The following is a 25,471-nucleotide window of genomic DNA, read 5'->3' as shown; positions in this document are numbered from 1 at the left end:
GGGCCCGGGCCGACACCGCGGCCGGGAGGCCCGGCCACCGCACCCCCGTGCGCAGCGGCACCCGCACCACCACCTCGACGGTGTCCCCCCGGGCGGCGGGCTCGCACGAGACGAGGTCCGCCCCCGCCTGCCGGGCGACCGTCCACGCCGCCGCGCAGTCGACGTCCGCTCCCGCGGCGGACGGGACCGCGGCGGCCAGGGCGGCCCGGTCGGCGGCCCCGCGGGCGCGGTGGACGTCCCGGACGACCGCGGCCAGCACCAGCGCCGACAAGAGGACCACCCAGAGCACCCCGAGCACGCCGAGGGCCAGGACGGTGCCGCTGCCGGCCTCGCTCTGAGCGCAGCCGCTCACGGCGACCCGTCCGGCCCGGCCCCCTCCAGCCGGGCCGTGGCCTCGCCCCGCGCGACGGCGCCGAGCCCGATCGCCCCGAGCACCGGTGGGGCCGGGGCGGTGACGACGACCCGGACCGTCCCGCCGCCGACCGACACCGAGACCTCCGAACCGGTGGGCGCCGCGGCGGAGGCGGCGGCGCGGGCGGCGGACCCCGGCTCGCCCCGCGCGACGACGCGGGCGGCCAGGTGCGCGGCGTCGACGACCCGGACCCGGTCGATGCCGAGCCGCACGGCCGCCAGCCCGAGGGCGAGGACGACGACGAGGGCCGGGACGGCCACCGCCAGCTCGGCGGTGGCCATCCCGGTCTCGCGCCCGCGCCTCGGGGTCACGTGCCGAGCGCGGAGACGAGGATCTTCGTCAGCGCGCTCTTGACCGGCCCCGACTTCACGACGGCGAGCAGGAGGCCGGCGAAGGCCACCGCGGCGACCGTGCCGACCGCGTACTCGGCCGTCGTCATCCCCTGCTCCCCGAGCCGTCGGCCCGCCTGGCGTGCGCGCCGCACCCATCGCGTCATCCGTGCTGTCATGTCGTCCTCCCCTACGTCCGGCGCGTGGTTCGCGCCGCTGCTCCCAGCCTCGGCCCCGGCCGCGAGAGCCACGAGCCCCGGAGGCGGATCTGTGGACGACGGGCGGGTGGGTGAACCCCCTGTGGACGGCGCTCACCCGCCGAGGCCGTCGGCGAGGAGCACGAGGACGACCGGGACGACGGTGGTGGCGACGAAGCCGGGCAGGAAGCACAGCCCGAGGGGCAGGACGACGAGGACACCGGCCCGGTGCACGGCGGCCTCGACCCGGCGGGCGTCCTGCTCCCGGATGCGCCGGGCGGCCTCCTCGACGAGCGCCGCAGGAGCAGCACCGGCCGTCACCGCGGCGTGCCAGGCGGTGGCGGCCGGGGCCCACCCCGGCCCGACGTGCGCCCACGCCTGCTCCGGCGGCACGCCCCAGCGGTGCGCCGCGGCGACGACGGCGAGCTCGGTGCCGGCGGCGCCCGGGTCGACCGCGGCCACGGCCTCCAGGCTCTCGACCGTGCCCCCGCCGCCGCGCAGGACGGCGGCCAGCAGGGTGAGGGCCACGGCGGCGTCCCCGAGGCCGGCGGGACCGGCGCCCTCGGACGCCGCAGGCGGCGGCCGCACCGCGAGGCCGGGGCGACGCCGTGGCCACAGCAGGACCGCCGCCGCGGCGAGCAGCGCCACAAGCACCGGTCAGCCCGCCGTGGTGCCGGGACGGGACGCCCTCCGGACGAGGCGGCGACACCACCACCATCCGAGCCCGGTGAGGGACACCCCGACGACGACGGCCAGCCGCGCCGCGGCGCTCCCGTAGAGGCTCCGCACGTCGAGACCGACGAGCAGCGCGGCACCGGGCCCGGCCAGCGGCAGCAGGGTGAGCAGCCGCATCGACGCGGTCGGACCGGCCAGCGCGGTCTCGACCCGGCGGCGGGTGGCCGCCGTGGCGCGCACCGCCTCGGCCGCGGCCGCCGTGGTGTGCGCGGCCGAGGCGCCGGTGACCTCCGACAGCCGCCACGCCCGCGCCAGCACCTCGAGGCCCTCGGCCGCCACCCCGTCCGGGCGGGCGGCGAGCACCTCCGACGGCGTCGCGCCCCCGGGGCGCCGCTCGAGCGCCTCCCCGAGCCACGGGGCGGCGAGGACCACCGACGGCGCCGAGGCGGCCGCGCGCAGTGCGGACGCCAGGTCCAGGCCGGCCCGCAGCCCGACGGCGACGACCTCGGCGAGGTCGGCGACCCACTCCTCGCCCGCCCCGGCTCCCGCCCGCGGACGCCACCTCCACCCGAGGGAGGGGAGCCGGCAGCGGACGACGTCGGACCAGGGCCCGCCGCCGCCGACGGGACGGGCCGCCAGCAGCACCGCGGCCGCGAGCAGCAGCGCCGCGACCACCGACGAGGCGGTCACCCCGACCCCGCGTCCTCCGCGGGACCCACCAGCCGCCGCAGGACGGCGGCACCCGGGCCCGGCTCCGGCCCACCCGGTCGCTCGCGCAGCGCCGTGAGCACCTCGACCTCCCCACCCGCCCCGGCGACGAGCACCCCCACCCGCTCGACGTGCCGGCCGCGCCCCGGCGAGCGCGCCACGTGGACCACCGCGTCCAGGGCGCCGCGCAGCTGGGCGTGCACGGCCTCGCGCGGCATCCCGGCCAGAGACCCCAGCGCCTCCAGCCGGGCCGGCACCTCCTGCGGCCCGTTGGCGTGCAGGGTGCCCATCCCGCCCTCGTGCCCGGTGTTGAGCGCCGCCAGCAGGTCCCGCACCTCCGGGCCGCGGACCTCGCCGACGACGAGCCGGTCCGGGCGCATCCGCAGCGCCTGGCGCACGAGGACGGCGAGGGTGACCTCGCCCGCGCCCTCGACGTTCGCCGCCCGGCCCTGGAGGCGCACGACGTGCGGGTGGTCGGGGTCGAGCTCGCGGACGTCCTCGACGACGACGATGCGCTCGCGGTCGGGGCACTCGGCGAGCAGGGCGCCGAGCACGGTCGTCTTCCCCGCGCCCGTGCCGCCGGTGACGAGGAGGCTCGCGCGGGCGCGCACGAGCGCGCGCAGCGTCACGGCGACAGCGGAGGACGCCCCACCCGCGGCCACGAGGGCGTCGACGCCGCCGAGCCGCCGCCGGGCGACCCGCAGGCTGAGGTGCGCGGCGCCGTCGGCCAGCGGCGGCAGCAGCGCGTGGAGGCGTACCCCGCCGGCCAGCGTCCCGTCCACCCACGGCTGGGCGTCGTCGAGCCGCCTCCCCGCGAGCCCTGCGAGGCGGACGGCCAGCGGCCGCAGGTCGGCGGCGTCCAGCACCTGGCCCGTCGGCTCGACCCCGCGGCCCCGGTCCACCCACACCCGACCGTCCCCGTTGACGAGCACGTCGGTGACGTCCGCGTCGGCGACGAGCCCGGTGAGCGGGCCCAGCCCGACGAGCCGGTCGTGCAGGCCCTCGGCGGCGAGGTCCCGCCCGGCGCGGCCGAGGAGCGGCACCTGCTCGTCGGCGATGCTCGCGATGATCTCTCGCGACGGCCCGCGGCCGGCGCGGATGGAGCGCTCCACCCCCTGCGGCACGGCCGCGGAGGCGGTCACGAGGCCCGCCGTCCGTCGACCCCGGCCTCGGCCGCGGCCCCGCCGTCGGCCGCGGCCCCGACGACCGCCTCGGCGCAGCGCCGGACCGCGTCGCGGCCGGTCCCGGGCCACAGGCCCCGCTCGGCGTCCCGCACGACCGTCGCGTCGTCGGGCAGGTGCGCCAGGCGCTCCACGCCGAGGTGGGCCTCGACGTCGTCCAGCACCGCCGCGGGTGGCGCGGGCCCGCCCGCCCGGGTCACGAGCCGCAGCCGGGAGTCGCCGGACCCCGGGGGCGACGCCTCCAGCAGGGTGGTGACGCACGCGTCGGCGTCGGCCAGCAGGCGGGTGCGCAGCCCGCAGAGCACGACGACGAGGTCGGCCACGGCCAGGGCGGCCGGCAGGTGCGGGGACCAGCGCGGCAGGTCCAGCACGACGCCGGGCACCCCCTGCGTGAGGGCGTGCAGCACGTCGGCGACCGCCGGGGCGGGCGGCGGCGGCGCGCCCGGACCGCCGGAGGACAGGACGTGGCAGCCGTCCTCGTGCGGGAGCGAGGCGACCAGCGGCCCGGGCGGCACCTCGCCGCGCAGCTCCGCGAAGGCCGGCCAGCGGCGTCCGGCCAGGTGCTCGACGCCGGCGGTGACGTCGAGGCCGCCGGACGGCAGGTCGAGGTCGACGACGACGCTCGGTCCAGCGGCCGCGGCCAGCCGTCGGGCCACGGCGACGGCGAGGGTGCTCGCGCCGAGGCCCCCGGAGGCGGCGACGACGGCGACGACGGGTGGCGGTGACATGCGTCCGAGCCTGCGGTCGCGACGGCGGCCGCGGGACCCCCGGCCGTCGATCTGTGGACGACGGGAGCCCGATTTGGGGGCCTGTGGACGACGGCCTCACCGGATACGGGAGGGGGCATGGGACGGCCCCGGTCGGGGGGACAACCGGGGCCGTCGGCGAGCCGAGCTCCGGGGGGGAGAAGCCGGTCCGCCAGTCGCTCAACCCCGAAGGGGAGCGAGTAGGTCAATCGTGTCCTATGCATGCCACCGAGCGCAAGCCCGCGCCAATGCCTGCGGAAAATATCCTCAGGGGCTGCTCAGATGTGCGGAATCCGTAGTTTCGAGCCGAACAGTTGAAGGTTTGACGACCGCCCCGCAGCGGTCATCCCGGAGGCGGCCACGGCCAGACCGGCGACGAGGCCCCCGCCGCACGCGGCGAGGGCCTCGTCCTGCCGCGGACTCCGGGCGACCAGGCGTGCAATGCAAGCCGTCGCACCGGGGCGTTGCCCGGGGCGACCGGTCCATCAGTGGACTGCCCGCGCGTGGGTGTCCCGTCGTCCCGCGGTAGGTCGTGCGCCGGAAACCGGGGCTTCCGACCCCTCCTGTCTACTCCCCCCACCCCGCCCCCGACAAGGGGTGGGGAAACGCCGGCTCCGCGGCAGCCGGTGGGCCTCAGCGGAGCCGCCCGGCGAGCACGGCGTCGGCCACCCGGACCCCCTCGGCCGCCGCCGCCTCGGTCGCGGTGCAGCAGTGCTCGACCCACAGCCCGACCCCGGCGGCGTCCCCCCGCCCGTAGGCCGCCAGCGCCCCGACGTAGGGCGCCCCGCCGCCGGCGCCGTGGCCGTGCTCGGTGACCGCCACCCCGGTGGGGTCGAGGCCGCCGGCCTGGACCAGGGCCCGCTCCAGCGCCCGCGCCACGACGGCGTTGCCCCGGGCGAAGGGTCGGACGGTGGCGATCTCGGCGTGGACGACCGCCGCCGCGACCACGAGCGGCAGCCCCGGCGCCGCCAGCAGCACCTCGACGACGCCCCGCAGCCGCCGCGCGGCGTCCGCGGCGGCGGGCGCCGGCCCGAGGTCGGCGAGCTCGGCGCAGTCCTCCCCCGCGACCCGGGGCCGCCCCAGCGCGGCGTCCGGCACGAGCCCGGCGGCCGCGACGGTGTGCAGCCGCGCCAGCGCCTGCAGCGGCGCCGTGAGCACCGTCGCCCGCACCCGCTCGGACTCGACGGTGGCGGCGACCGCGCCCCGCACGACCCGCTCGACCGGGTCCGGCTCGGGCGACCACGTGACGGCGCCGCGCACGACGTCGCGCACGACGTCGACCGGCAGCGACGCCCCCTCGAGCTCGGCGCTGGCCACCGCCCCGCGCACCCGGGACTCGGCGGCCGCCTCGGCGGTGCGCCGGCGCAGCGCCTGGTGCCACCGCAGCGACGTGCACGCCGCCCGGGCCGCCTCGACCCGCTCGGGCACCCCCGGCAGCTCGGCGAGCCGCCGGACGGCGTCGACGGCGGGGCTCTCGGAGGACATCGCCGATGACTCTAGGGTGTCGACATGACGGGCATCCACTGGCCGACGGCGGTGCTCGTCGCCGGGACGGTGCTCCTCCTCTGGCTCGCCGTCGAGCTCCTCCGGCGCAGCCGCCGCCGGGGCTTCATCTCCGACACCGACCGGGCGACCTACGCGACGCTGCACACCGCCTCCCTCGCCTCGCGCCACCTCGGCGAGGGCCTCACCCCCGAGGCCGCCGAGCGCGCCGGGCGCCACCTGCTGTCCATCCTCGGCGCCCAGGCCGTGTCGATCACCGGTCCGGCGAGCGTCCTGTCCTGGACCGGCCGCGGCGAGTCCCACCACCGCGACCTCGCCGTGCCGCTCGGCACGCAGACCCTCGAGACCGGACGCACCGTCGCCCACCGCGGCGAGTCGGTGTCCTGCGGCGACCCCGAGTGCATGCTGCGCGGCGCCGTCACCGCCCCCCTGGCCACGGACGACCTCGTCGTCGGCACCCTCACCGCCTGGACCGACCGCCCCTCGCCGGGCCTCACCCGGGCCACCGAGGAGGTCGCGGCCTGGGTGAGCAGCCAGCTGGCGCTGGCCGAGCTCGCCCGCACCCGCAGCCGCGTCATGGAGGCCGAGCTGCGGGCCCTGCGCGCGCAGATCAGCCCGCACTTCATCTACAACAGCCTCGCCGCCATCGCCTCGTTCGTGCGGACCGACCCCGACCGCGCCCGCGAGCTGCTGCTCGACTTCGCCGACTTCACCCGCTACGCCCTGCGCACCGGCGGCACGTTCACGACCCTCGCCGAGGAGCTGCGCAACGTCGAGCGCTACCTCGTCCTGGAGCAGGCGCGCTTCGGCGAGCGCCTCCAGGTGAGCCTCCTCGTCGCCCCCGAGGTGCTGCCGGTGACGCTGCCCTACCTCGCCGTGCAGCCGCTCGTCGAGAACGCCGTCCGGCACGGGCTGGCCACCAAGGAGGGCACCGGGCACGTGTCGATCACCGCCACCGACCTCGGCTCCGAGGCGGAGATCGCGGTCGAGGACGACGGGGTCGGCACCGACCCCGAGCGGGTGCGCAGCATCCTCGACGGCGCCCACGCCCACGACTCGGTGGGCCTCGGCAACGTCGACGCCCGGCTGCGGCAGGTGTACGGCGACGAGTTCGGCCTCGCCGTCGAGACCGCACCCGGCGCCGGGACGAAGGTCACCTTCCGGGTCCCCAAGTTCGCCCCCGGGGTCCATGCACAGGAGTGACACCCGGCCGTATCCTCCCCCCATGGCCGCTCCCGGGCTCGTGGTCCTCGTCGTCGACGACGAGCTCCCCGCCCTGTCCGAGCTCGGCTGGCTCCTGGACCGCGACCCCCGCGTCGGGCAGGTGCTCACCGCGTCCGGCGGCACCGACGCCCTGCGCCTCCTCGACACCCGCGACGTCGACGTCGTCTTCAGCGACATCTCGATGCCCGGCCTGGACGGCATGGCCCTGGCCCGGGTCATCTCCCGGTTCGCCGTCCGCCCGCAGGTCGTCTTCGTCACCGCCCACGACCGGCACGCCGTCGACGCCTTCGCCCTCGACGTCACCGACTACGTGATGAAGCCCGTGCGCGAGGACCGCATCGCCGAGGCCGTGCGCCGCGTCGTCGACCAGCGCGAGCGCGCCGGCCGCCCCGACGACGGCGGCGCCCTCGGGTCGTCGGCCGCCGCCCCGGTCGAGGACGAGACGATCCCCGTCGAGCTCGGCGGCGTCACCCGCTTCATCACCCGCAGCCGGATCCGCTACGCCCAGGCCCACGGCGACTACGCCCGCCTGCACACCGACGCCGGCTCGCACCTGGTCCGCGTCCCGCTGAGCGTCCTCGCCGAGCGGTGGGCCGACCACGGGTTCGTGCGGATCCACCGCTCGACCCTCGTCGCGCTCCAGCACGTCCGCGAGGTCCGGATGGACCACGGGCGCTGCTCGGTGCTCGTCGGCGACCACGAGCTGCAGGTGAGCCGCCGGCACACCAAGGAGCTGCGCGACACCCTCCTGCGCCGTCCGCTGGTCGAGCGCCGGGCGGGGGTCTGAGCCGCCGGTGAGCACCGACCAGCAGACGACACCCTCCCGGGTGCGGGTCACGAGCTCGCGGCGGGGCGCGGTGCCGGTGGGCCCGCGGCCGCCGGTGCGCGACCTCGACGAGCAGACCGCGCTCGGCGACGTCTACCTCGCCGGCCTCATGCGCGCCCAGCTGCGCCTGTCCCTCGCGGTGGTCGGCCTCACCGTCGTCGGCCTCGCGGCGCTGCCGGTGCTCGTGACGCTCGTCCCCGACGCCGCCGGCACGACAGTGGCCGGCATCCCCTTCCCCTGGCTCGTCCTCGGCGTCGCCGTCTACCCGGCCGCGTGGGGGCTGGCGCGCTGGTACGTCCACGCCAGCCAGCGCATCGAGGCCGACTTCTCCGAGGTCGTCGAGGAGCAGTGAGGACGCCGTGAGCCACCCGCTCTCGCTCGCCGCGGTGGTCCTCGTCTGCCTGACGACGCTCGTCGTCGGCGGGCTGGGGCTGCGGCTCTCCCGCCGGACGAGCGACTTCTACGTCGCCGGGCGCACGGTGTCGCCGCGGCTCAACGCCTCGGCCATCGGCGGCGAGTACCTGTCCGCCGCGAGCTTCCTCGGCGTCGCCGGACTGGTCTACGGCAGCGGCATCGACATGCTGTGGCTGCCGGTCGGCTACACCCTCGGCTACCTCGTGCTCCTCGTCCTCGTCGCCGCCCCGATGCGCCGCTCGGGCGCCTACACGCTCCCCGACTTCGCCGAGGCCCGCCTCGGGTCGCGGGCGGTGCGGCTCGTGTCGTCCTTCCTCGTCGTCGCCATCGGGTGGCTCTACCTCGTGCCGCAGTTCCAGGGCGCCGGCCTCACCCTCACCCTCGTCACCGGGGCTCCGGGCTGGGTGGGCGGGCTCGTCGTCATGGTCGTCGTCGCCGCCGCGGTGGGCGCGGGGGGCATGCGCTCGATCACCTTCGTCCAGGCCGTGCAGTACTGGGTGAAGCTCACCGCGCTGGCGGTGCCGGCCTTCGCGCTGCTGTTCCTGTGGTTCCGGGCCGGCCACCCCGCGCCGACCGTGCCCCCGGACTGGCACGCGCCGCTCAGCACGAACGGCCCGGGCGACCACCCGGCCTACCGCACCGCCTCGACCGTCGTCGCGCTCTGCCTCGGGACGATGGGCCTGCCGCACGTCCTCGTCCGCTACTACACCAACCCCGACGGTGTCGGCGCCCGCCGCACGACCGTCACCGTCATCGCGCTGCTCGGGCTCTTCTACCTGCTGCCGCCGGTCTACGGCGCCCTCGGCCGGGTCGTCTACCCGGTGCTGCCGGACGGCGTGCGCAGCGACTCCATCGTCCTGCGCATCCCCGGCGAGCTCGCCGACGGCCTGTCCGGCGACCTCCTCACGGCGATGCTCGCGGGCGGCGCCTTCGCCGCGTTCCTCTCGACGGCCTCGGGCCTGGCCATGTCGGTGACCGGCGTCCTGGACCAGGAGGTGCTGCGCCCGCGCCTCGCCCGGTTCACCGGCGGCGACGCCCCGTCCGTCCGCGGGTTCCGCTACGCCGCGGTCGTCGCCGTCGTCCTGCCCTACCTCGTCAGCCGGGTCACCGAGCCGCTCGGGCTGGCGACGACCGTGGGGCTCGCCTTCGCCCTCGCGGCGGCCACCTTCGCGCCGCTCATCATCCTCGGGGTGTGGTGGCCCCGGCTGTCGGTGGCGGGCGCGATGGCGGGGCTCGTCGTCGGCGGGGTCTCCACGGTGCTCGCGCTGGGGACGACGATGGCGCGCGGCGACCTCGGCGGCTGGGCCGGGGCGCTGCTGGCCAACCCGGCGCTGTGGGCCGTGCCGCTGGCCTGGCTCACCGCGGTCGTCGTGTCCCTGGCCACCCCCCGACAGGTCCCGGCGTCGACCACCCGGGTGCTCGTGCGGCTGCACACGCCCGAGGGCGTGGCCGTCGCACGGCCGGGACTACGGGACTGAGGTCAGCGCCACTCGTCGCGGCGGCTCTCCGGTCCGTCGCCGGCGCCGCGCTGCCGCTGCAGCTCGGCCATCTGCGGCTCGTTCATGAACCGCAGCCGCTGGACGAGCCAGTCGAACGCGGTGCCGACGCCCGAGAGCGCCCGCCGGGCGGGGGATGCGGCCGGGGCCGTCGTCGTGTGCTCCATGACGAGAGAGTAGGCGCGACGGCGGCGTCTGGCCAGCGTTCCGCCCGCTCAGCCCACCGCGTCGCGGGCGGCGACGAACGCGTCGACGCAGCGCCGGACGTCGTCCTCGGTGTGCGCGGCGGACAGCTGCACCCGGATCCGGGCCTTGCCCTTCGGCACGACGGGGTAGCTGAAGGCGATGACGTAGACGCCCTGCCCGAGCATGTGGTCGGCGATGTCCGTGGCCTGCCGGGCGCCGTCGTCGCCGGGGAACATCACCGGCACGATGGGGTGGCTGCCGGGCAGCAGGTCGAAGCCGGCGTCGTCCATGAGCCCGCGGAAGAGCGCCGCGTTGCGCTCCAGGGCCTCGCGCCCGTCCGAGGAGGACGCGACGAGGTCGAGGGCGGCCAGCGACCCCGCCACCGTGCCCGGCGCGACGGAGTTGGAGAACAGGTAGGGCCGGGCGCGCTGGCGCAGCAGGTCGACGACCTCCCGGTGGCTCGCGACGTACCCGCCGGACGCGCCGCCCAGCGCCTTGCCGAGGGTGCCGGTGAGGACGTCGACGCGGTCGGCGACGCCGAACCGCTCGGGCGTGCCCCGGCCGCCCTCGCCGACGAAGCCCACGGCGTGGCTGTCGTCGACGAGGACCATGGCCTCGAACTCGTCGGCGAGGTCGCAGATCTCGTCCAGCGGCGCGTACGAGCCGTCCATCGAGAAGACCCCGTCGGTGACGACGCAGACCCGCCGGGCGCCGGCCTCGCGGGCGGCGGTCAGCTGCGTCCGCAGGTCGGCCGTGTCGGCGTTGCGGTACCGGTAGCGCGCGGCCTTGGACAGCCGGATGCCGTCGATGATCGAGGCGTGGTTCAGCTCGTCGCTGACGATGGCGTCCTCGGCGCCGAAGAGCACCTCGAACACCCCGCCGTTGGCGTCGAAGCAGGACGGGAAGAGGATGCTCGCCTCCGTGCCGAGGAACTGCGCGAGCCGCTCCTCGAGCGCGGTGTGCTGGGTCTGGGTGCCGCAGATGAAGCGCACCGAGGCCATCCCGAAGCCCCAGGTGTCGAGCGCGTCCCGGGAGGCGGCGACGACGTCCGGGTGGTCGGCCAGGCCGAGGTAGTTGTTGGCGCAGAAGTTCAGCGACTCCCCCGCCGTCGTCCCGACGTGCGCCGCCTGCGGCGTGGTGATCTCGCGCTCGCGCTTGTAGAGCCCGGCCTCCTCGATCTCCCGCAGGGTCGCCGCCAGCTGGTCCTTCACCGCTCCGTACACGTCACTCTCCGTTCGTCGTCGTCGGACCTGCTGCCGGCAGAGGTCGGCGGTCGGGTCAGGACCAGTCGAGCACGACCTTGCCGCCGTCGCCGGACCGGGTCTCCGCGAACGCCTCGGCCCACCGCTCCGCCGGGTGCCGCCCGGTGATGACCGACGCCACCGCCGCCCGCAGCCGCTGCGAGCTCGCGAGCATCGACCCCATGAGGTACCAGGTCTCGAACATCTCCCGGCCGTAGATCCCGCGCAGCGTCACCATGTGCGTGATGACCCGGCCCCAGTCGATGGCGTAGCGGTCCTGCGGCAGCCCGAGCATCGCCACCCGGCCGCCGTGGTTCATGTTCGCCAGCAGGTCCTCGACGGCCGCCGGCGACCCGGACATCTCCAGCCCGATGTCGAAGCCCTCGACCATGCCCAGCGAGCGCTGGGCGTCGGCGAGCGCCTCCCCCCGCGAGACGTCGACGACGTGGTCGGCGCCCGCGGCGACGGCCAGCTCGAGGCGGCGCGGCGACAGGTCGGTGACGGCGATCCGCCGCGCCCCGGCGTGCCGGACGACGGCGGTCGCCATGACCCCGATCGGCCCGGCGCCGGTGACGGCGACGTCCTCGCCGACCACCGGCCACTGCAGCGCGGTGTGCACGGCGTTGCCGAGCGGGTCGAAGACCGCACCGAGGTCTGGGTCCATGTCCGGCGGCTGCACCCAGGCGTTCGTCGCCGGGACGACGACGAGGTCGGCGAAGGCGCCGTCGCGGTTCACCCCGATCCCGACGGTGTCGATGCACAGGTGCCGCCGGCCCGCCCGGCAGTTGCGGCACACCCCGCACACGACGTGCCCCTCGCCCGAGACGCGGTCCCCGACGGCGACGTGGTCGACGTCGGCGCCGACCTCGACGACCTCGCCGAAGAACTCGTGCCCGAGGGTCAGCGGGGCGCGCACCGTCGCGGCCGCCCACTCGTCCCACTGCTCCAGGTGCAGGTCCGTGCCGCAGATCCCCGCCCGCAGCACCCGCACCAAAACGTCCTTGGGGCCGCACACCGGCTCCGGCACCTCGACGAGCTCGAGCCCGGGACCGGCGTCCACCTTCCGCAACGCACGCATCCCGCCATCATGCCGGGTGCCGTCCGGCGCGCCGCGCCGACCGTTCGGCGCTGTCCGCGCGCGATCGGGGTCCGCCTGGCGCATCTGCGGGCGGTGTCACTTCCGCGGAGGACCGGCCGGTCACATCCTGTGTCGGTTCCGGGCGCCCCGCCCGGCCTCACACCGGAGGTGACCGTGAGCAGAGCTGCTCGCACCCAGGGCGAGACCCCCTACCTCGCCCTGCAGTCCTCGTCGGAGTTCCAGGAGCTCCGACGGACGTTCCGGGGGTTCGTGCTCCCGATGACCGCGTTCTTCCTGGCCTGGTACTTCCTGTACGTCCTCCTGTCGATCTTCGCGCCGGGGTTCATGGGCGCCCGGGTCGGCGGGACGATCACGGTCGGCCTCCTGTTCGGGCTCGGCCAGTTCGTCACGACCTTCGCCATCACCATCCTGTACAGCCGCTGGGCCACCCGGCGGTTCGACCCGGCCGCCGACGCCCTCGGGGCCTCCCTCGACGGCGTGAAGGAGCACTGACGATGACCCGCTCCCTCGGCGCCGCCGACGCCGCGACGACCGTCGGCACCCCCGCGCTCAACATCGGCATCTTCGCCGCGTTCGTCGTCATCACCCTCGCCATCGTCATCCGGGTCGCCTCCGGCAAGAAGACCGCGGAGCAGTACTACACCGCGGGCGGGGCCTTCAGCGGACGGCAGAACGGGGTCGCCATCGCGGGCGACTACCTGTCCGCGGCCTCGTTCCTCGGCATCGCCGGCGCGATCGCGCTCCAGGGCTACGACGGGTTCCTGTACTCCATCGGCTTCCTCGTCGCGTGGCTCGTCGCGCTGCTCCTCGTCGCCGAGCTGCTGCGCAACACCGGCCGCTACACGATGGCCGACGTCCTGTCCTACCGGCTCCGGCAGCGCCCGGTGCGGGTCGCGACCGCCATCTCGGTCATCTGCGTCTCGTTCTTCTACCTGCTGGCCCAGATGGCCGGGGCGGGCGGGCTCGTCTCGCTCCTGCTCGGCGTGAGCGGCGAGGCGGCGCAGAACATCGTCATCGCCATCGTCGGCGTCATCATGATCGCCTACGTCCTCATCGGCGGGATGAAGGGGACGACCTGGGTGCAGATCATCAAGGCCGCCCTGCTCATCGCCGGCACGTTCGTCATGACCGTCTGGGTGCTCGGCAAGTACGGCTTCAACGTCTCCGCGCTGTTCCAGGCCGCGGCGGACAACTCGCCCAAGGCCGGGGAGAAGCTCTTCGAGCCGGGGCTGAAGTACGGCAAGAGCACGACGACGAAGATCGACTTCATCTCCCTCTCGATGGCCCTCGTCCTCGGCACCGCCGGGCTGCCGCACGTGCTCCAGCGCTTCTACACGGTGCCGACGAGCAAGCAGGCCCGCAAGTCCGTCGAGTGGGCCATCTGGCTCATCGGCGGGTTCTACCTGCTCACCCTCGTCGTCGGCTACGGCGCCGCGGCGCTCGTCGGGCCGGAGCGGATCGCCGCGGCCCCGGGCAAGGCGAACGCCGCCGCCCCGCTCCTCGCGTTCGACCTCGGCGGGTCGGTGCTGCTCGGGCTCATCTCCGGCGTCGCGTTCGCGACCATCCTCGCCGTTGTGGCCGGGCTGACCATCACGACGTCGGCCACGTTCGCGCACGACCTCTACAAGGAGGTCTTCAAGCGCGGGCGGACCACGCAGGACCAGGAGGTGCGGGTGGCCCGCATCGCCGCCGTCGTCATCGGTGCCATCGCCATCGTCGGCGGCATGTACGCCAAGACCCAGAACGTCGCGTTCCTCGTCGCCCTGGCCTTCGCCGTCGCCGCCAGCGCGAACCTGCCGACGATCCTGTACTCGCTGTTCTGGAAGCGGTTCAACACCCGCGGCGCGCTGTTCTCCATCTACGGCGGGCTCGTGTCGGCGATCGGGCTCATCGCCTTCAGCCCGGTCGTGTCCGGCAAGGTCGACGCGGCGACCGGCGCGAACCTCGCGATGCTGCCGCCCGGGGTGGACTTCCACTGGTTCCCCCTGGACAACCCGGGTCTGGTCTCCATCCCGCTCGGCTTCTTCCTCGGCTGGCTCGGCACGGTGACGAGCAAGGAGTTCGACGCCGAGAAGTACGCCGAGATGGAGGTCCGCAGCCTCACCGGGCACGGGGTGGCCGGCGCGGTCGACCACTGACGGCAGGCGGCGGCCGGCGGCCGGCGGGGCGAGGACCCTCCTCCTCCCGCGGACGCCGGCCGCCGCCCGCGTCAGTGCCGCTCGCGACCGGGGGCGAGAAGCAGCACGACGACCGCCCCGACCGCCACGACGACGGCCCCGATGGTCAGCGCGTGCCCGACACCGGCGACGAACGCCTCCTGGGCGCCGACGACGACCTCCTGCGCCTTCGGGCCGAGGGCCGACAGCATCGGCGAGCGGGTGGCCGCCACCGACCCGGCGACGGCCTCGCGGGCCTGCTCGGGCAGCCCGGCGGTGACGGAGGCGACGTCGGCCCGGTAGGCGGACGCCAGGGCCGCGCCGAGGACGGCGATCCCGAGCGCGGACCCGAGCTCGCGGGCGGTGTCGTTGACCGCCGACGCGACGCCCTGCTTGCTGGGCGGCAGTGCCTCGGTGATCGCCGTCGTGGCGGGCGTGCCGGCCAGCCCGGCGCCGGCGGCGAAGGCGACGAGGCCGCCGAAGAACACCCACGGCGACAGGTCCCGGGTCAGGTGGCTCATCGTGAACAGCCCGAGCGCCAGGAGGGCCAGGCCGAGCGCACCCACCCGGCGGAAGCCGAGCCGGGCCGCCACGTGGGGCGCCCGCCGGGCGACCGGGATGAGGACGAAGGGCAGCGGGAGGAGCCGCAGCGCGGCCTGCAGCGGGGAGAGGCCGACGACGAACTGCAGGTACTGCAGGACGGCGAAGAAGAAGCCGAACATCGCGAAGAACTGGAGGGAGATCGACAGCGACCCGGTGGCGAAGCCGCGCTCGCGGAACAGCCGCGGGTCCAGCAGCGGGTCGTCGGTGTGCAGCTCCCAGGCGACGAAGGCGGCGAGCGCGAGCAGCCCGACGGCCAGCGCCGACAACGTGAGGGTGTCGCCCCAGCCGTTCTCGGCGCTCTCGATGATCCCGACGACCAGGCCCGAGACGGCGACGAGCGAGAGGACGCCGCCGGTGACGTCCAGCCGGCCGGGGGCGGCCTCCCGCGACTCCGGGACGAAGGCCAGGGCGCCGGCCAGCGCGAGCACCGCGAGCCCGAGGTTGAGGGCGAAGAAGCTGTTCCACGCGAACGCCTCCAGCAGCAGGCCGCTGCCGAACAGCCCGATGACGGCGCCGCCGCCGGCCACGCCCACCCAGATGCCGATGGCGCGGGGGCGCTCGGCCGCGGGGAAGGAGGTGGTGATGACCGAGAGGGTCGTCGGCATGATCCCGGCCGCACCGAGCCCCATGACGGCGCGGAGCGCGACGAGCAGGTCGGGGTCCTCGGTGAACAGGGCGCCGGCGGCCGCGAGGCCGAAGACCGCGAGCCCGGCGACGAGCACGCCGCGCCGGCCGAACCGGTCCCCGAGCGCGCCGACGAGCAGCAGCAGCCCGGCGAAGACGACGGTGTAGGCGTCGACGACCCAGGTCAGCTGGGTCTGGGTGGCGCCGGTGGCGGTCGCGAGCTCGGGAAGCGCGACGTTGAGGCCGCTGACGGCGGAGACGACCGTCATCAGCGCCAGGCCGACGGTCGCGAGGACGAGCCGGCGGCGCCGGGGGTCGTCGATGGTGGACGCGTCGGCGTCCTCAACACGCGTTGAACTCAACATGCATTGAGTTATGCCATCCTGGGGGCATGGCTGTCAAGGGCGGGGAGCGCGACCCGCAGGGGTCCAGGCGCTCGGGGCGTCGTCCGGGCCGGCGCACGGGCGACTCCGACACCCGGGGGGCCATCGCCGAGGCCGCACGGAAGCACTTCGCGGAGAAGGGCTTCGCGGGGGCGACGCTGCGGGCCATCGCCGCCGACGCCGGGGTGGACCCGGCGCTCATCGTCCACTTCCACGGGTCCAAGCGCGAGCTCTTCCTCGAGGTGCTGCAACCCCCGGAGGCCGCCGTGACCCGGGTCCGGGCCGCGCTGGACGGCCCCCTGGACACCCTGCCGGAGCGGTTCGCGGCCGTCCTGGCGTCGGTGCTCACCGACCCGCGGCTCGGGCAGCGGATGGAGGCGATGCTGCGCACCGCGGCCTCGGACCCCGAGGCGGCCGCGGCGATCCGGGCGGCGCTCGGCCACGCCGTCCTCGCCCCGATGGCCGAGCGGCTGCGCGAGGGCGCGGGGCTGAACCCCGACGACGCGGCCCTGCGCGCGACGATGGTCGGCTCGGCGGTCGCCGGCGTCCTCTTCGCCCGGCGCGTCGTCGGCATCGAGCCGCTGGCCACCGCCGACCCGCAGCGGGTGGCGGCCCTGTTGGCCGGCGCCGTGCGCTCCTACCTCACGCCCGGTCCCACCGGCACCTGAGCCCGCCCGCGGCGGGCCCGCGCGTCAGACCGCGGCGGCGGCCTGCGCCCGCAGCCGGGCGGCGCCGTCGTCGTCGACCGTGGCGAAGAACTGCCCGACGACGTCCTCGAGGTGGTCCACGCCCTCGGCCCGGAACAGCACCGGCTGGTAGGCCGTGATGTCGTAGTTGAGGGTGCCCATGTCGGCGAGGTCGAGGGGGCGGATCTCCATGGCGCGGAACTCGTCCATCTCGCCGTAGCTGCTGAGGATGCCCGCGCCGTAGGCCTTGAGCTCGGGGCCGTCGGCCATGACGCCGAACTCCATCGAGAACCAGAAGACGTCGGCGACGAGCTTGACGGCGTCGTCGGTCTCGAGGCGGGCCACCGCCTGCCCGGCGGCCTCGGTGACGGCGGCGAACCGGGGGCTCGCGAGCTGGTTCCCGTGCCCGACGACCTCGTGGATGATGTCCGGCTCCGGGGTGTACAGCGGACGGCTGCCGTGCCGCAGGTACTGGGTGGAGTTGAAGACGCGGCGGCCGAGGTCGCCGTAGAAGTCGCACAGCGGCACCAGGCCGGGCGCGCAGGTGTAGGACCAGCCGGTGAGCGGCTCGAGGAGGGCCGTGACCTCGTGCAGCTGGGGCACGTGGTCGGTCGGCAGGCCGAGCGCGTGCTTGCCGGCGAGGAACTCGGGGTGGGCGTAGCGCTCGTGCTTGGCCGAGAGCTCGGTGCACACGGTCCGCCAGATGCCGTGCTCGTCGTCGTCGTACTCAACGGTGGGCACCGGCTCGCCCGGCCGGTGGGCCAGGGAGATCCCCGCGATCCGCCCGCGTCGCGCCCGGTACGCCGCGTCGTGCAGACCCGGGTGGTTGTCCGCCAGGTGCACCTGCACGGTGCCGTCGTCGTCGGTCGTCACGGCCGAGTAGAGCTGTCCCTCCTCGAACACGGACCCACCTCCTCGTGAGTTGTCGGGGCCTCGTGGGCCGGCTCCACCGAACCACGGAAGACGGCCCGGACGGAACCGGTGTCGACCGTGGTGGGCAACCCGTGCACAGGTCGTCCGGCCGGACCGGCGCGAACCCGGACAACGTGTCCACCCACGGGCCGAGGACCGGCCGAACGGACGAGGGGGTCGTCCGTCCCGCCGATTTCGGCCGATCGGAGTGCGGGCCGCGCGGCGCCGCCCCTACAGTGAGCCGCGATCCGGTATTCGCGCAGGGGCGCTCTCCGGGGTGGTGCGCAGGGGTGCCCACCCGGAGGACCGGTGTGACCCGTAAGTCCCGGACGCGGTCGCCGTACCGCCCCGGACCAGGATCCACGTCCCAGGAGGGACCGATGCGCACCCCTGCCGGGTGGCTCCGTGCCGCCACCATGACCGCTGCCGCGGGGCTCCTCGTCCCCGCGCTGCTCGTCGCCGCCGCCCCCGCCGGCTCCGCCGCCGGATCCGGGTCGAGCGTCCTGCGACCCCGCCCCCTCTCGACCTCGGTCGAGCTCCCCAACCCGCTGCGCGGCCAGTACACGTGGATGGGCCAGCAGGTCCAGCCCACCGGGTGGCCGGCCGCGGACCGCTACGACCGCGACGTCACCTACTGGGGGATGCTCGAGCCGACCAAGGGCGCCTACGACTTCCGCCGCATCGACGCCGGCCTGGCCGCCGCGGGCGCGGTCAAGGGCAAGTACGGCTTCCGCGTCATGGCGTACTGCCCCGGCTGCTGGATGGAGCTGCGGACCGACTTCCCCTCCGTCACGCCGTCCTTCGTCCCCCGCCAGCCCGGCACGGCCGTCCCGGACTGGAACAGCGAGGCCTTCCTCTCCCGCTGGGAGCTGCTGTGGTCGGCACTCGGCGCGAAGTACAAGGACGACCCGCGCCTGGGCTACGTCGACGTGGGCGGCTTCGGCCCCTACGGCGAGTGGATGCCGGCCGGCACGGACATCACCAAGGCCAACGCGATGCGGCTCATCGGCGCCGTCGCCAAGGCCTTCCCGAGCAAGCACGTCCTGCTGAGCGCCGTCCCGCTGTGGACGAACCGCCCGGCCGTCACCGGCGACGCGCTCAAGGCCTTCGGCAACCTCGGCCTGCGCAGCGACTGCCTCGGCGGCACGGCCATGCAGTACCCCGGCAACGGCTTCGAGGACGTCTGGAAGACCCGGCCCTTCTACACGGAGTGGTGCACCAACGGCGACCCGCTCGTCGCCGTCTCCCAGGTGCCGAGCTACCACGTGTCGACGATCTCCAGCGGCAACCGCCGTCTCACCTACGACAGCATGACCGCGGCCCAGCGGTCGGCGTACGAGAAGACCCTGCGCACGAGCGGCTTCCGCTACCAGGTGACGTCGGCGACCTTCGGCGCCATCACCGCCGGGCAGACGATGAGCGTCGCGCTGGCGCTGCGCAACCAGGGCGTCGCCCCCACGTACGAGCGCTGGCAGACCAACCTCGTCTTCAAGGACGCCGCCGGACGCCGGCTGGCCACCGTCCCGCTCTCGCTCGACCTGCGCGGCCGGCTGCCCGGCAGCTCGACGTACAGCCAGAACGTCACGGCCCCCGCGCTGCCGCCGGGCTCGTACGACGTGGCCGTCGAGGTCGTCGACCCGCAGAACTACTCGCCGAAGATGCGGCTGGCCAACACCGACCGCGACGACGACGGCTCGTACATCCTCGGCGCGGTCATCGTCGGCGACCCGCGCCAGTCCACGCAGCGCTTCATGCGGCTGCGCGGCGACGACCGGTACGCGGCGTCGGCGACGATCAGCCGTGCCACCTTCGCGCCCGGCGCCGAGGTCGCGTACGTCGCCACCGGCACGAAGTTCCCCGACGCCCTCTCCGGCGCCCCCGCGGCCGGCCGGCTCGGCGGACCGGTGCTGCTCACCCGGCCCACCACCCTGCCGCCGGAGACCGCCGCCGAGCTGAGCCGCCTGCGGCCCAAGCGCATCGTCGTCCTCGGCGGCAGCGACACCGTGAGCGACGGGGTGCTGGCCGCCCTGCGGGCCTACTCCGGCTCGGTGACCCGGCTCGCCGGGACCAACCGCTACGACGGCTCGGCGAAGATCAGCGCCGCGACCTTCGCGCCCGGCGCCGCCGTTGCCTACGTCGCCACGGGCACGAAATTCCCGGACGCGCTCGCCGGGGCGGCCCCCGCCGGCAAGCTCGGCGGACCGGTCCTGCTCGTCCGTCCCACGAGCCTGCCGAGCCAGATCGCCGCCGAGCTGACCCGGCTCAAGCCCCGGCGGATCGTCATCCTCGGTGGGACCGACACGGTGAGCGCCGACGTCGAGCGCAGCCTGCGCGCGTACTCGGGCTCGGTGAGCCGGCTCGCGGGCACGAACCGGTACGACGGTGCGGCGCGGCTCAGCGCGGCGACCTACGCCCCGGGTGCCCCCGTCGCGTACGTCGCGACCGGCACGAACTTCCCGGACGCGCTGTCCGGCGCGCCGGCGGCCGGTCGCCTGGGCGGGCCCGTGCTCCTCGTCACGCCGAACGCGGTGCCCACGCAGACGGCGCTCGAGCTGGCCCGCCTCAAGCCCCAGCGCATCGTCATCCTCGGTGGCCGGGCCTCGATGTCGACGGCCGTGCAGCGGCAGCTGGTCAAGTACGCCCCCGCCTCCTGACCGGGGCGGGTCCTCCCCGCACGACGAGCGGCCACCGGCACCCCGCCGGTGGCCGCTCGTCGTCCGCCCCGGCCGCTTCGCCGTGGCCGCCCACCCGGACGGTTGCCTCGACGGGCGCACTGGGGTTGGCTGGAGCGGAAAGCGAGTTCTCGACGACGAGGAGGATCCAGCCGTGAGCGACGACAGCCTGTCGAGCCACCTGCACGAGATGGACCTGAGCCCGGACCCGGAGTTCACGGCACAGGCCAACGGCACCGCGGAGATGTACGACGAGGCCGAGGCCGACCACGAGGGGTTCTGGGCGGAGCAGGCGCGGCAGCGGGTCTCGTGGTCCACGGACTTCGAGCAGACGCTGGACTGGTCCGAGGCGCCGTTCGCGAAGTGGTTCGTCGGCGGCGAGCTCAACGTCGCCTACAACTGCGTCGACCGGCACGTCGAGGCCGGCAACGGCGAGCGCGTCGCCATCCACTTCGAGGGCGAGGGCGGCGACACCCGCACCATCACCTACGCCGACCTCCAGCGGGAGGTCGCAAAGACGGCCAACGCCATTGCGTCGCTCGGCGTCGAGAAGGGCGACCGGGTCGCGGTCTACATGCCGATGATCCCCGAGACCGTCTTCACGATGCTCGCGTGCGCGCGGATCGGCGCCCCCCACTCGGTGATCTTCGGCGGGTTCTCGGCGGAGGCGCTGCGCACCCGCATCGACGACGCGAAGGCCAAGCTCGTCGTCACCACCGACGGCCAGTTCCGTCGCGGCAAGCCCGCCCCCCTCAAGGCCGCGGTCGACGCCGCCCTCGAGGTCGGCAAGGACGAGGGGTCGGTGACGAACGTCCTCGTCGTCCGGCGCACCGAGCAGGACGTCGAGTGGTCCGAGGGGCGCGACGTGTGGTGGCACGACGTCGTCGACGACCAGCCGGACACCCACGAGGCCCAGCCGATGGACAGTGAGCACCCGCTGTTCATCCTCTACACCTCGGGCACGACCGGGAAGCCGAAGGGCATCTTCCACACCTCCGGCGGCTACCTCACCCAGGTGGCGTACACGAACGCCGTCGTCCACGACGTCCACCCCGAGACCGACGTCTACTGGTGCTCGGCCGATGTCGGATGGGTCACCGGCCACAGCTACATCGTCTACGGGCCGCTCGCGAACGGCGCCACGCAGGTGCTCTACGAGGGCACCCCGGACACCCCGCACCAGGGCCGCTGGTGGGAGATCATCGAGAAGTACAAGGTCTCGGTCTTCTACACCGCGCCCACGGCGATCCGCACCTTCATGAAGTGGGGCGCGGACATCCCGGGCAAGTTCGACCTGTCCTCGGTCCGGGTGCTCGGCAGCGTCGGCGAGCCGATCAACCCCGAGGCCTGGCTCTGGTACCGCAAGCACATCGGCAACGACACCGCCCCGATCGTCGACACCTGGTGGCAGACCGAGACCGGCGCCATCATGATCAGCCCGATCCCCGGCGTCACCACCCTCGAGCCCGGCAGCGCCCAGAAGCCCATCCCGGGCATCTCCGCCGAGATCCTCGACGACGACGGCAACCCGTTCACCGAGGCCGAGAAGGTCGGCTACCTCGTCCTCACCAAGCCGTGGCCCTCGATGCTGCGCGGCATCTGGGGCGACCCGGAACGCTACAAGGAGACGTACTGGTCGCGGTTCGGCGAGAAGTACTACTTCGCCGGCGACGGTGCGAAGTACGACGAGAAGGGCAACATCTGGCTCCTCGGGCGGGTCGACGACGTCATGAACGTCTCGGGCCACCGGCTCTCGACCGCCGAGATCGAGTCGGCGCTGGTGTCGCACCCGTCGGTGGCCGAGGCCGCGGTCGTCGGCGCCACCGACGAGACCACCGGCCAGGCCGTCTGCGCCTTCGTCATCCTGCGCGGAGACGCCGTCGACAACGGCGACGAGACCGTCCAGGAGCTGCGCAACCACGTGGCCAAGGAGATCGGCCCGATCGCCAAGCCACGCCAGGTCATGGTCGTCCCCGAGCTGCCGAAGACCCGCTCGGGCAAGATCATGCGCCGGCTGCTCAAGGACGTCGCCGAGAACCGCGAGGTGGGCGACGTGACGACGCTCGCCGACTCCTCGGTCATGAACCTCATCAAGGAGGGCATGTCGGGCGACACGTCCGACTGACCTCCCCACCTTTCCCGGACGACGGGGTGCCGCGCGCGAGAGCCTGCGGCACCCCGTCGCTCACGTCGCGCCCCTGGCCGAGCCCGTCGCCCTCTCTCGACACACACCCAGCGACCTGACCCACGGTGCAGTGGGTCCGAGGTGGGAGCACCGTCGGCAATACGACTACCTCCCAATCGACCCATCGCGCCGACGGGTGTGGAGGATGGGTCTCGGATAGGCTCGTTGGGGTGAGCATTCCACCCAATGCTGTTCCCCCGTCTAAGCCCTACAAACCGTTCCCCCCTTTCGAGGAGTTCGCCGCTAGCGTCCAGTTTGACGGCGAAACGCTGCGTCAGTTTGTGGCGATGTTGGATCGCGTGAAGAGTCAAGGGGATTCAGAGTCCTTCGAGGCAGCAATCCGAACTGCAACCAAGTGGGCGGCCGTGGATACGGGCGCAATCGAGGGCCTTTACGAAGTGGAGCGAAGCTTCACCTTCTCCGTGGCAGCAGGAGCGGCTGCGTGGAACAACATCCACCTCGTGATGGGAGAGTCGGCCGAACGCGCGATTCATGATGCGCTAGAGGCATATGACACGGTGCTCGATGCCGTCACGCATTCACGACCCATAACGCAGGCATGGGTTCGTGAGTTGCACGCCGTCATCTGCGCCTCCCAAGACGAATACACTGTAATTACCGATTTGGGAAGGCAATCTCACGATCTCCCGAAGGGGGAGTACAAAAAGTTCAAGAACAACCCCTTTAACATTAAAGCTGGCCTGATTCATTCATACGCACCTGTGCTTGATACTCCGGCTGAGATGGCAAGGTTAGTGTCGGAACTTGGCGGGAAGTCGTTCGCTGACGCACATCCAGTGCTACAAGCGGCCTATTCGCACTACGCCTTTGTCTGCATCCATCCGTTCGCGGACGGAAACGGGCGAGTGTCGCGGGCCCTGGCATCCGTTTACCTTTACCGATCGCCAGGCGTTCCGTTGGTCATCTTCGCGGATCAGAAGAATGAATACATCGACGCGCTAGAGGCTGCGGATGACGAGAACTACCAGCCCTTTGTGGCCTTTGTTTCTGATCGAGCGGTTGATGTCGTCCGGATGGTTGTGCGAGCTCTCGAACGACCGAAGAGCCCGTCCATCAAGACGCAGATGGCCTTAATGCAGGAGAAGTTGCTGGGGAGGGGGGGCCTAACCCACCCGGAAGTTGATGGGCTCGCGTCAGTCATCATTGACGCATTCTCCGCTGCCTACGACAAGGTCACCAAGGATGATCCTCTGTTTGCGCCGGTGAAGATGCAGAAGCAAGTCGTGCAATCTAGGCATCAGCCGAGGAATTCAGCGTATAGAAGTCCACCAAACTCGCGCAGCATCACCATAACCGTCAGTTCAGCCGCTCCCGCCACAGCACAGGTCTCGCGTTCGTATACGGTCTGGATCGCAAAGGGTTCGACCGATATTGAGGACTTTATTCTGGTGAGGCCTGACGGCACTGTGCTGGAACAAATCCTTATCCGCGATGTCCACCCAACGGTGAATCCTTCGCTCGCCTATCGCCTACAAGTTGTCGCGGAGGACGAGTACAGGGCAACGGTGAGTGAGGTTGTAGCGGCAGCTGAGCAGCGATTGCGGTCTGCCGGGTACTGACAGGGCTGGCGGGGGATGAGCCGCTTAACTTGAACTAGCAACACAACTCGTCGGGGGTGAGTCCAGGGGTGGGCGTCGTCCCATAGCGGCGGTCGTGCGCGGCGGGGGAGCCGGTCAAGGGCGCGTAGCGGCGGAGCAGACCTTTGACGGGCGGGGGAGGCGCGGGAGGCTGGCGTGGCGGGGCGGCGACCGCCAAGGGTGGCCGAACGGATGAGGTGACAGCCACCCATGCCCAGTCCGGCTCGATTCTTCGAGATGCGGCCTTAGGTCGCGGCGGCTATCGGCAAGAGGGCCGAATAGCGACAGTGGGTCACCCCACTCTGCTCCCGCTGTGAGATCAGAAGGGGATGGGGACGTCGTCCCACGCGTCATCGCGCGGGTTCGGTGAGACCGGTGGCGGTGATGCCGGTGGCAATTCCGGGACGGTGCGGTGGGCGGGTTCGGTGACGCGGGTCCGCCCGGTGGGGTCGGTCCAGGTAAGGGTGCCGTCGGGGTCGAGGGATGGTCGCCAGTGGCCTTGTTGCTTGAGGCGGTGGTGGCGGCGGCAGAGCCCGGCGAGGTTGCCGGGGGTGGTGGGGCCGGTGGGCCAGGGCCGGACGTGGTCGAGGTCGCACTTCTCGGCGGGGCGACTACAGCCGTACATGCGGCAGGTGCCGTCCCGGGTGGTGACGAGCTGCCGCATCCGCGCGGGCGGGCGGTAGGCGTCCGACGTGATCGAGGCCAGCGTGCCGGTGTCGGCGTCCAGGACCGCCCGGGCGACCTGCAAGGGGAGGCTGGTGAGGATGCCGGCGACGGTGGTGGCGTCGACCCAGCCCAGGCCGGGCAACTGCACCCCGGAGACCAGGGCGGTGGCGCGGGTGTCGCTGCCGAGGCGGGTGGGAGCCATCTCGAGCGCAGTCGGCACGCCGGGACCGTCGGCGGTGTCGTAGTCGGCGAAGTCGTGCCAGCCGAGGTCTTCCTGGGTGTCGGCGGGGAGGTCGCCGATGCGGACCTCCTCGCCGGTGGTGGCGTCGATGATCGTCTCGTCGGGGTCCCGCGGGGAGAAGGTCCGCACCGTCGGGACCGGGGCGGAGTCCGGGACGCCGGTGACGACAGGGACGCCGAGCGTCACCTGCGCGCTGACGCTCACGTTGCGCAGCAGCAGGTCCCCGAACGCGTCGGCCCGGGACTCCGGAACGGTGAGAGTGTCGTCGACGTCGCGGTACTCCGCAGCAAGGGACTCGACGGCGCTCCACGCCGCCTTGCTGGTCGCGGTGGGCAGCAGCGCGAACCACTCGGTGAGGCCGTCCTCGCTCGGGCAGACCTCGACGGTCCGCACCTTCTTCGTCTTCGCGGCGTGCTCGGCGACCTGGTCGGCGGCCACGCGGGCCGCGATGCGGCGGGTCTCGGAACTGACCCGGGCCGGGTCCATGCCCGCGAGCCGCGGCGCGAGC

Annotated in this window: 22 protein-coding genes and 2 pseudogenes; 10 read left to right on the top strand and 14 right to left on the bottom strand. The window is 73.9% G+C overall.

All coding sequences use genetic code 11. The features are described 5' to 3' along the window. Nucleotide 1 precedes the first annotated feature (1 nt). The 8 genes and pseudogenes from EPD83_RS21050 to EPD83_RS09490 all read right to left on the bottom strand — a co-directional run. Nucleotides 2-352: pseudogene (locus EPD83_RS21050) on the bottom strand (Rv3654c family TadE-like protein); the annotation flags it as partial. After that, nucleotides 349-723, bottom strand: coding sequence for a TadE family type IV pilus minor pilin (locus EPD83_RS09520; protein ID WP_128365734.1), 375 nt, complete (start codon nt 721-723; stop codon nt 349-351). The pseudogene EPD83_RS21050 and the gene EPD83_RS09520, both read right to left, overlap by 4 nt. Further along, nucleotides 720-920: a DUF4244 domain-containing protein gene (locus tag EPD83_RS09515; protein WP_128365733.1), complete on the bottom strand. Its 201-nt coding sequence runs from the start codon at nt 918-920 to the stop codon at nt 720-722. The genes EPD83_RS09520 and EPD83_RS09515 overlap by 4 nt, the downstream gene beginning before the upstream one ends. A 132-nt stretch (nt 921-1,052) precedes the next feature. Further along, nucleotides 1,053-1,592, bottom strand: coding sequence for a type II secretion system F family protein (locus EPD83_RS09510; protein ID WP_128365732.1), 540 nt, complete (start codon nt 1,590-1,592; stop codon nt 1,053-1,055). Between the two features lie 3 nt (nt 1,593-1,595). After that, nucleotides 1,596-2,303 (bottom strand): type II secretion system F family protein, encoded by a 708-nt coding sequence (locus EPD83_RS09505; RefSeq protein ID WP_128365731.1) that lies wholly within the window; start codon nt 2,301-2,303, stop codon nt 1,596-1,598. Next, on the bottom strand, nt 2,300-3,463 hold the full coding sequence (locus EPD83_RS09500; RefSeq protein WP_235950453.1) for a TadA family conjugal transfer-associated ATPase: 1,164 nt from the start codon (nt 3,461-3,463) through the stop codon (nt 2,300-2,302). Before EPD83_RS09500 ends, EPD83_RS09505 begins: the two co-directional genes overlap by 4 nt. Continuing rightward, the gene (locus tag EPD83_RS09495) at nt 3,460-4,230 is read right to left on the bottom strand and encodes a hypothetical protein (protein ID WP_128365730.1); all 771 of its coding nucleotides are present in this window, start codon (nt 4,228-4,230) and stop codon (nt 3,460-3,462) included. The genes EPD83_RS09500 and EPD83_RS09495 overlap by 4 nt, the downstream gene beginning before the upstream one ends. A 651-nt stretch (nt 4,231-4,881) precedes the next feature. Then, a complete protein-coding gene (locus tag EPD83_RS09490) occupies nt 4,882-5,733 on the bottom strand; it encodes a hypothetical protein (protein ID WP_128365729.1) in 852 nt (283 codons plus the stop codon). Between the two features lie 24 nt (nt 5,734-5,757). Here EPD83_RS09490 and EPD83_RS09485 point away from each other — a divergent pair, with 24 nt between their 5' ends. From EPD83_RS09485 to EPD83_RS09470, 4 genes are read left to right on the top strand one after another with little or no spacing between them, the layout of a single operon-like run. Then, complete coding sequence (locus tag EPD83_RS09485; RefSeq protein ID WP_128365728.1) at nt 5,758-6,954, top strand: sensor histidine kinase; 1,197 nt, start codon at nt 5,758-5,760, stop codon at nt 6,952-6,954. A gap of 22 nt (nt 6,955-6,976) precedes the next feature. Beyond that, nucleotides 6,977-7,762, top strand: a complete 786-nt coding sequence (locus tag EPD83_RS09480) for a LytR/AlgR family response regulator transcription factor (RefSeq protein WP_128365727.1) — start codon at nt 6,977-6,979, stop codon at nt 7,760-7,762. 7 nt (nt 7,763-7,769) lie between these two features. Beyond that, the gene (locus EPD83_RS09475) at nt 7,770-8,153 is read left to right on the top strand and encodes a DUF485 domain-containing protein (RefSeq protein ID WP_128365726.1); all 384 of its coding nucleotides are present in this window, start codon (nt 7,770-7,772) and stop codon (nt 8,151-8,153) included. Nucleotides 8,154-8,160: 7 nt separating this feature from the next. Beyond that, nucleotides 8,161-9,693, top strand: coding sequence for a sodium/solute symporter (locus EPD83_RS09470; RefSeq protein ID WP_165566509.1), 1,533 nt, complete (start codon nt 8,161-8,163; stop codon nt 9,691-9,693). Nucleotides 9,694-9,695: 2 nt separating this feature from the next. Here the strand turns inward: EPD83_RS09470 and EPD83_RS09465 are convergent, their stop codons facing one another. The 3 genes from EPD83_RS09465 to tdh are packed head-to-tail and all read right to left on the bottom strand — an operon-like array spanning nt 9,696 to nt 12,216. After that, nucleotides 9,696-9,878 carry a hypothetical protein gene (locus EPD83_RS09465; RefSeq protein ID WP_128366098.1) on the bottom strand — a complete coding sequence of 61 codons (183 nt, stop codon included), beginning with the start codon at nt 9,876-9,878 and terminating at the stop codon, nt 9,696-9,698. Nucleotides 9,879-9,926: 48 nt separating this feature from the next. Further along, nucleotides 9,927-11,120, bottom strand: coding sequence for a glycine C-acetyltransferase (locus tag EPD83_RS09460; protein ID WP_128366099.1), 1,194 nt, complete (start codon nt 11,118-11,120; stop codon nt 9,927-9,929). Nucleotides 11,121-11,175: 55 nt separating this feature from the next. After that, the gene (gene tdh, locus EPD83_RS09455) at nt 11,176-12,216 is read right to left on the bottom strand and encodes an L-threonine 3-dehydrogenase (RefSeq protein ID WP_128366100.1); all 1,041 of its coding nucleotides are present in this window, start codon (nt 12,214-12,216) and stop codon (nt 11,176-11,178) included. 174 nt (nt 12,217-12,390) lie between these two features. Here tdh and EPD83_RS09450 point away from each other — a divergent pair, with 174 nt between their 5' ends. After that, nucleotides 12,391-12,729 (top strand): DUF485 domain-containing protein, encoded by a 339-nt coding sequence (locus EPD83_RS09450; RefSeq protein WP_235950451.1) that lies wholly within the window; start codon nt 12,391-12,393, stop codon nt 12,727-12,729. 2 nt (nt 12,730-12,731) lie between these two features. After that, entirely contained in the window at nt 12,732-14,375 is a 1,644-nt protein-coding gene (locus tag EPD83_RS09445) for a solute symporter family protein (RefSeq protein ID WP_128366102.1), read from the top strand. Nucleotides 14,376-14,446: 71 nt separating this feature from the next. Here the strand turns inward: EPD83_RS09445 and EPD83_RS09440 are convergent, their stop codons facing one another. Beyond that, the gene (locus tag EPD83_RS09440) at nt 14,447-15,985 is read right to left on the bottom strand and encodes an MFS transporter (protein WP_128366103.1); all 1,539 of its coding nucleotides are present in this window, start codon (nt 15,983-15,985) and stop codon (nt 14,447-14,449) included. Between the two features lie 26 nt (nt 15,986-16,011). Between EPD83_RS09440 and EPD83_RS09435 the strand changes: the two genes are divergently transcribed. After that, entirely contained in the window at nt 16,012-16,671 is a 660-nt protein-coding gene (locus tag EPD83_RS09435; protein ID WP_128366104.1) for a TetR/AcrR family transcriptional regulator, read from the top strand. Nucleotides 16,672-16,695: 24 nt separating this feature from the next. On the opposite strand, the gene EPD83_RS09430 is transcribed toward EPD83_RS09435, so the two are convergent. Then, complete coding sequence (locus tag EPD83_RS09430) at nt 16,696-17,592, bottom strand: phenylalanine 4-monooxygenase (RefSeq protein WP_128366105.1); 897 nt, start codon at nt 17,590-17,592, stop codon at nt 16,696-16,698. A gap of 389 nt (nt 17,593-17,981) precedes the next feature. Here EPD83_RS09430 and EPD83_RS09425 point away from each other — a divergent pair, with 389 nt between their 5' ends. From EPD83_RS09425 to EPD83_RS09415, 3 genes are all read left to right on the top strand, one after another. Next, the gene (locus EPD83_RS09425) at nt 17,982-20,255 is read left to right on the top strand and encodes a cell wall-binding repeat-containing protein (RefSeq protein WP_165566508.1); all 2,274 of its coding nucleotides are present in this window, start codon (nt 17,982-17,984) and stop codon (nt 20,253-20,255) included. Between the two features lie 208 nt (nt 20,256-20,463). Beyond that, nucleotides 20,464-22,398 carry an acetate--CoA ligase gene (gene acs, locus EPD83_RS09420; protein ID WP_165566519.1) on the top strand — a complete coding sequence of 645 codons (1,935 nt, stop codon included), beginning with the start codon at nt 20,464-20,466 and terminating at the stop codon, nt 22,396-22,398. Between the two features lie 230 nt (nt 22,399-22,628). Then, on the top strand, nt 22,629-24,038 hold the full coding sequence (locus EPD83_RS09415; protein WP_128367588.1) for a Fic family protein: 1,410 nt from the start codon (nt 22,629-22,631) through the stop codon (nt 24,036-24,038). A 337-nt stretch (nt 24,039-24,375) separates the two neighbouring features. Here EPD83_RS09415 and EPD83_RS09410 read toward each other — a convergent pair. Further along, nucleotides 24,376-25,471 (bottom strand): annotated as a pseudogene (locus EPD83_RS09410) (hypothetical protein); the annotation flags it as partial.

Source organism: Phycicoccus flavus, from assembly GCF_004025965.2.
Taxonomy (GTDB): Bacteria; Actinomycetota; Actinomycetes; order Actinomycetales; family Dermatophilaceae; genus Phycicoccus; species Phycicoccus flavus.
The sequence above is the reverse complement of the archived record's forward strand: the minus strand, read 5'-3'. Positions and strand labels throughout refer to the sequence as shown.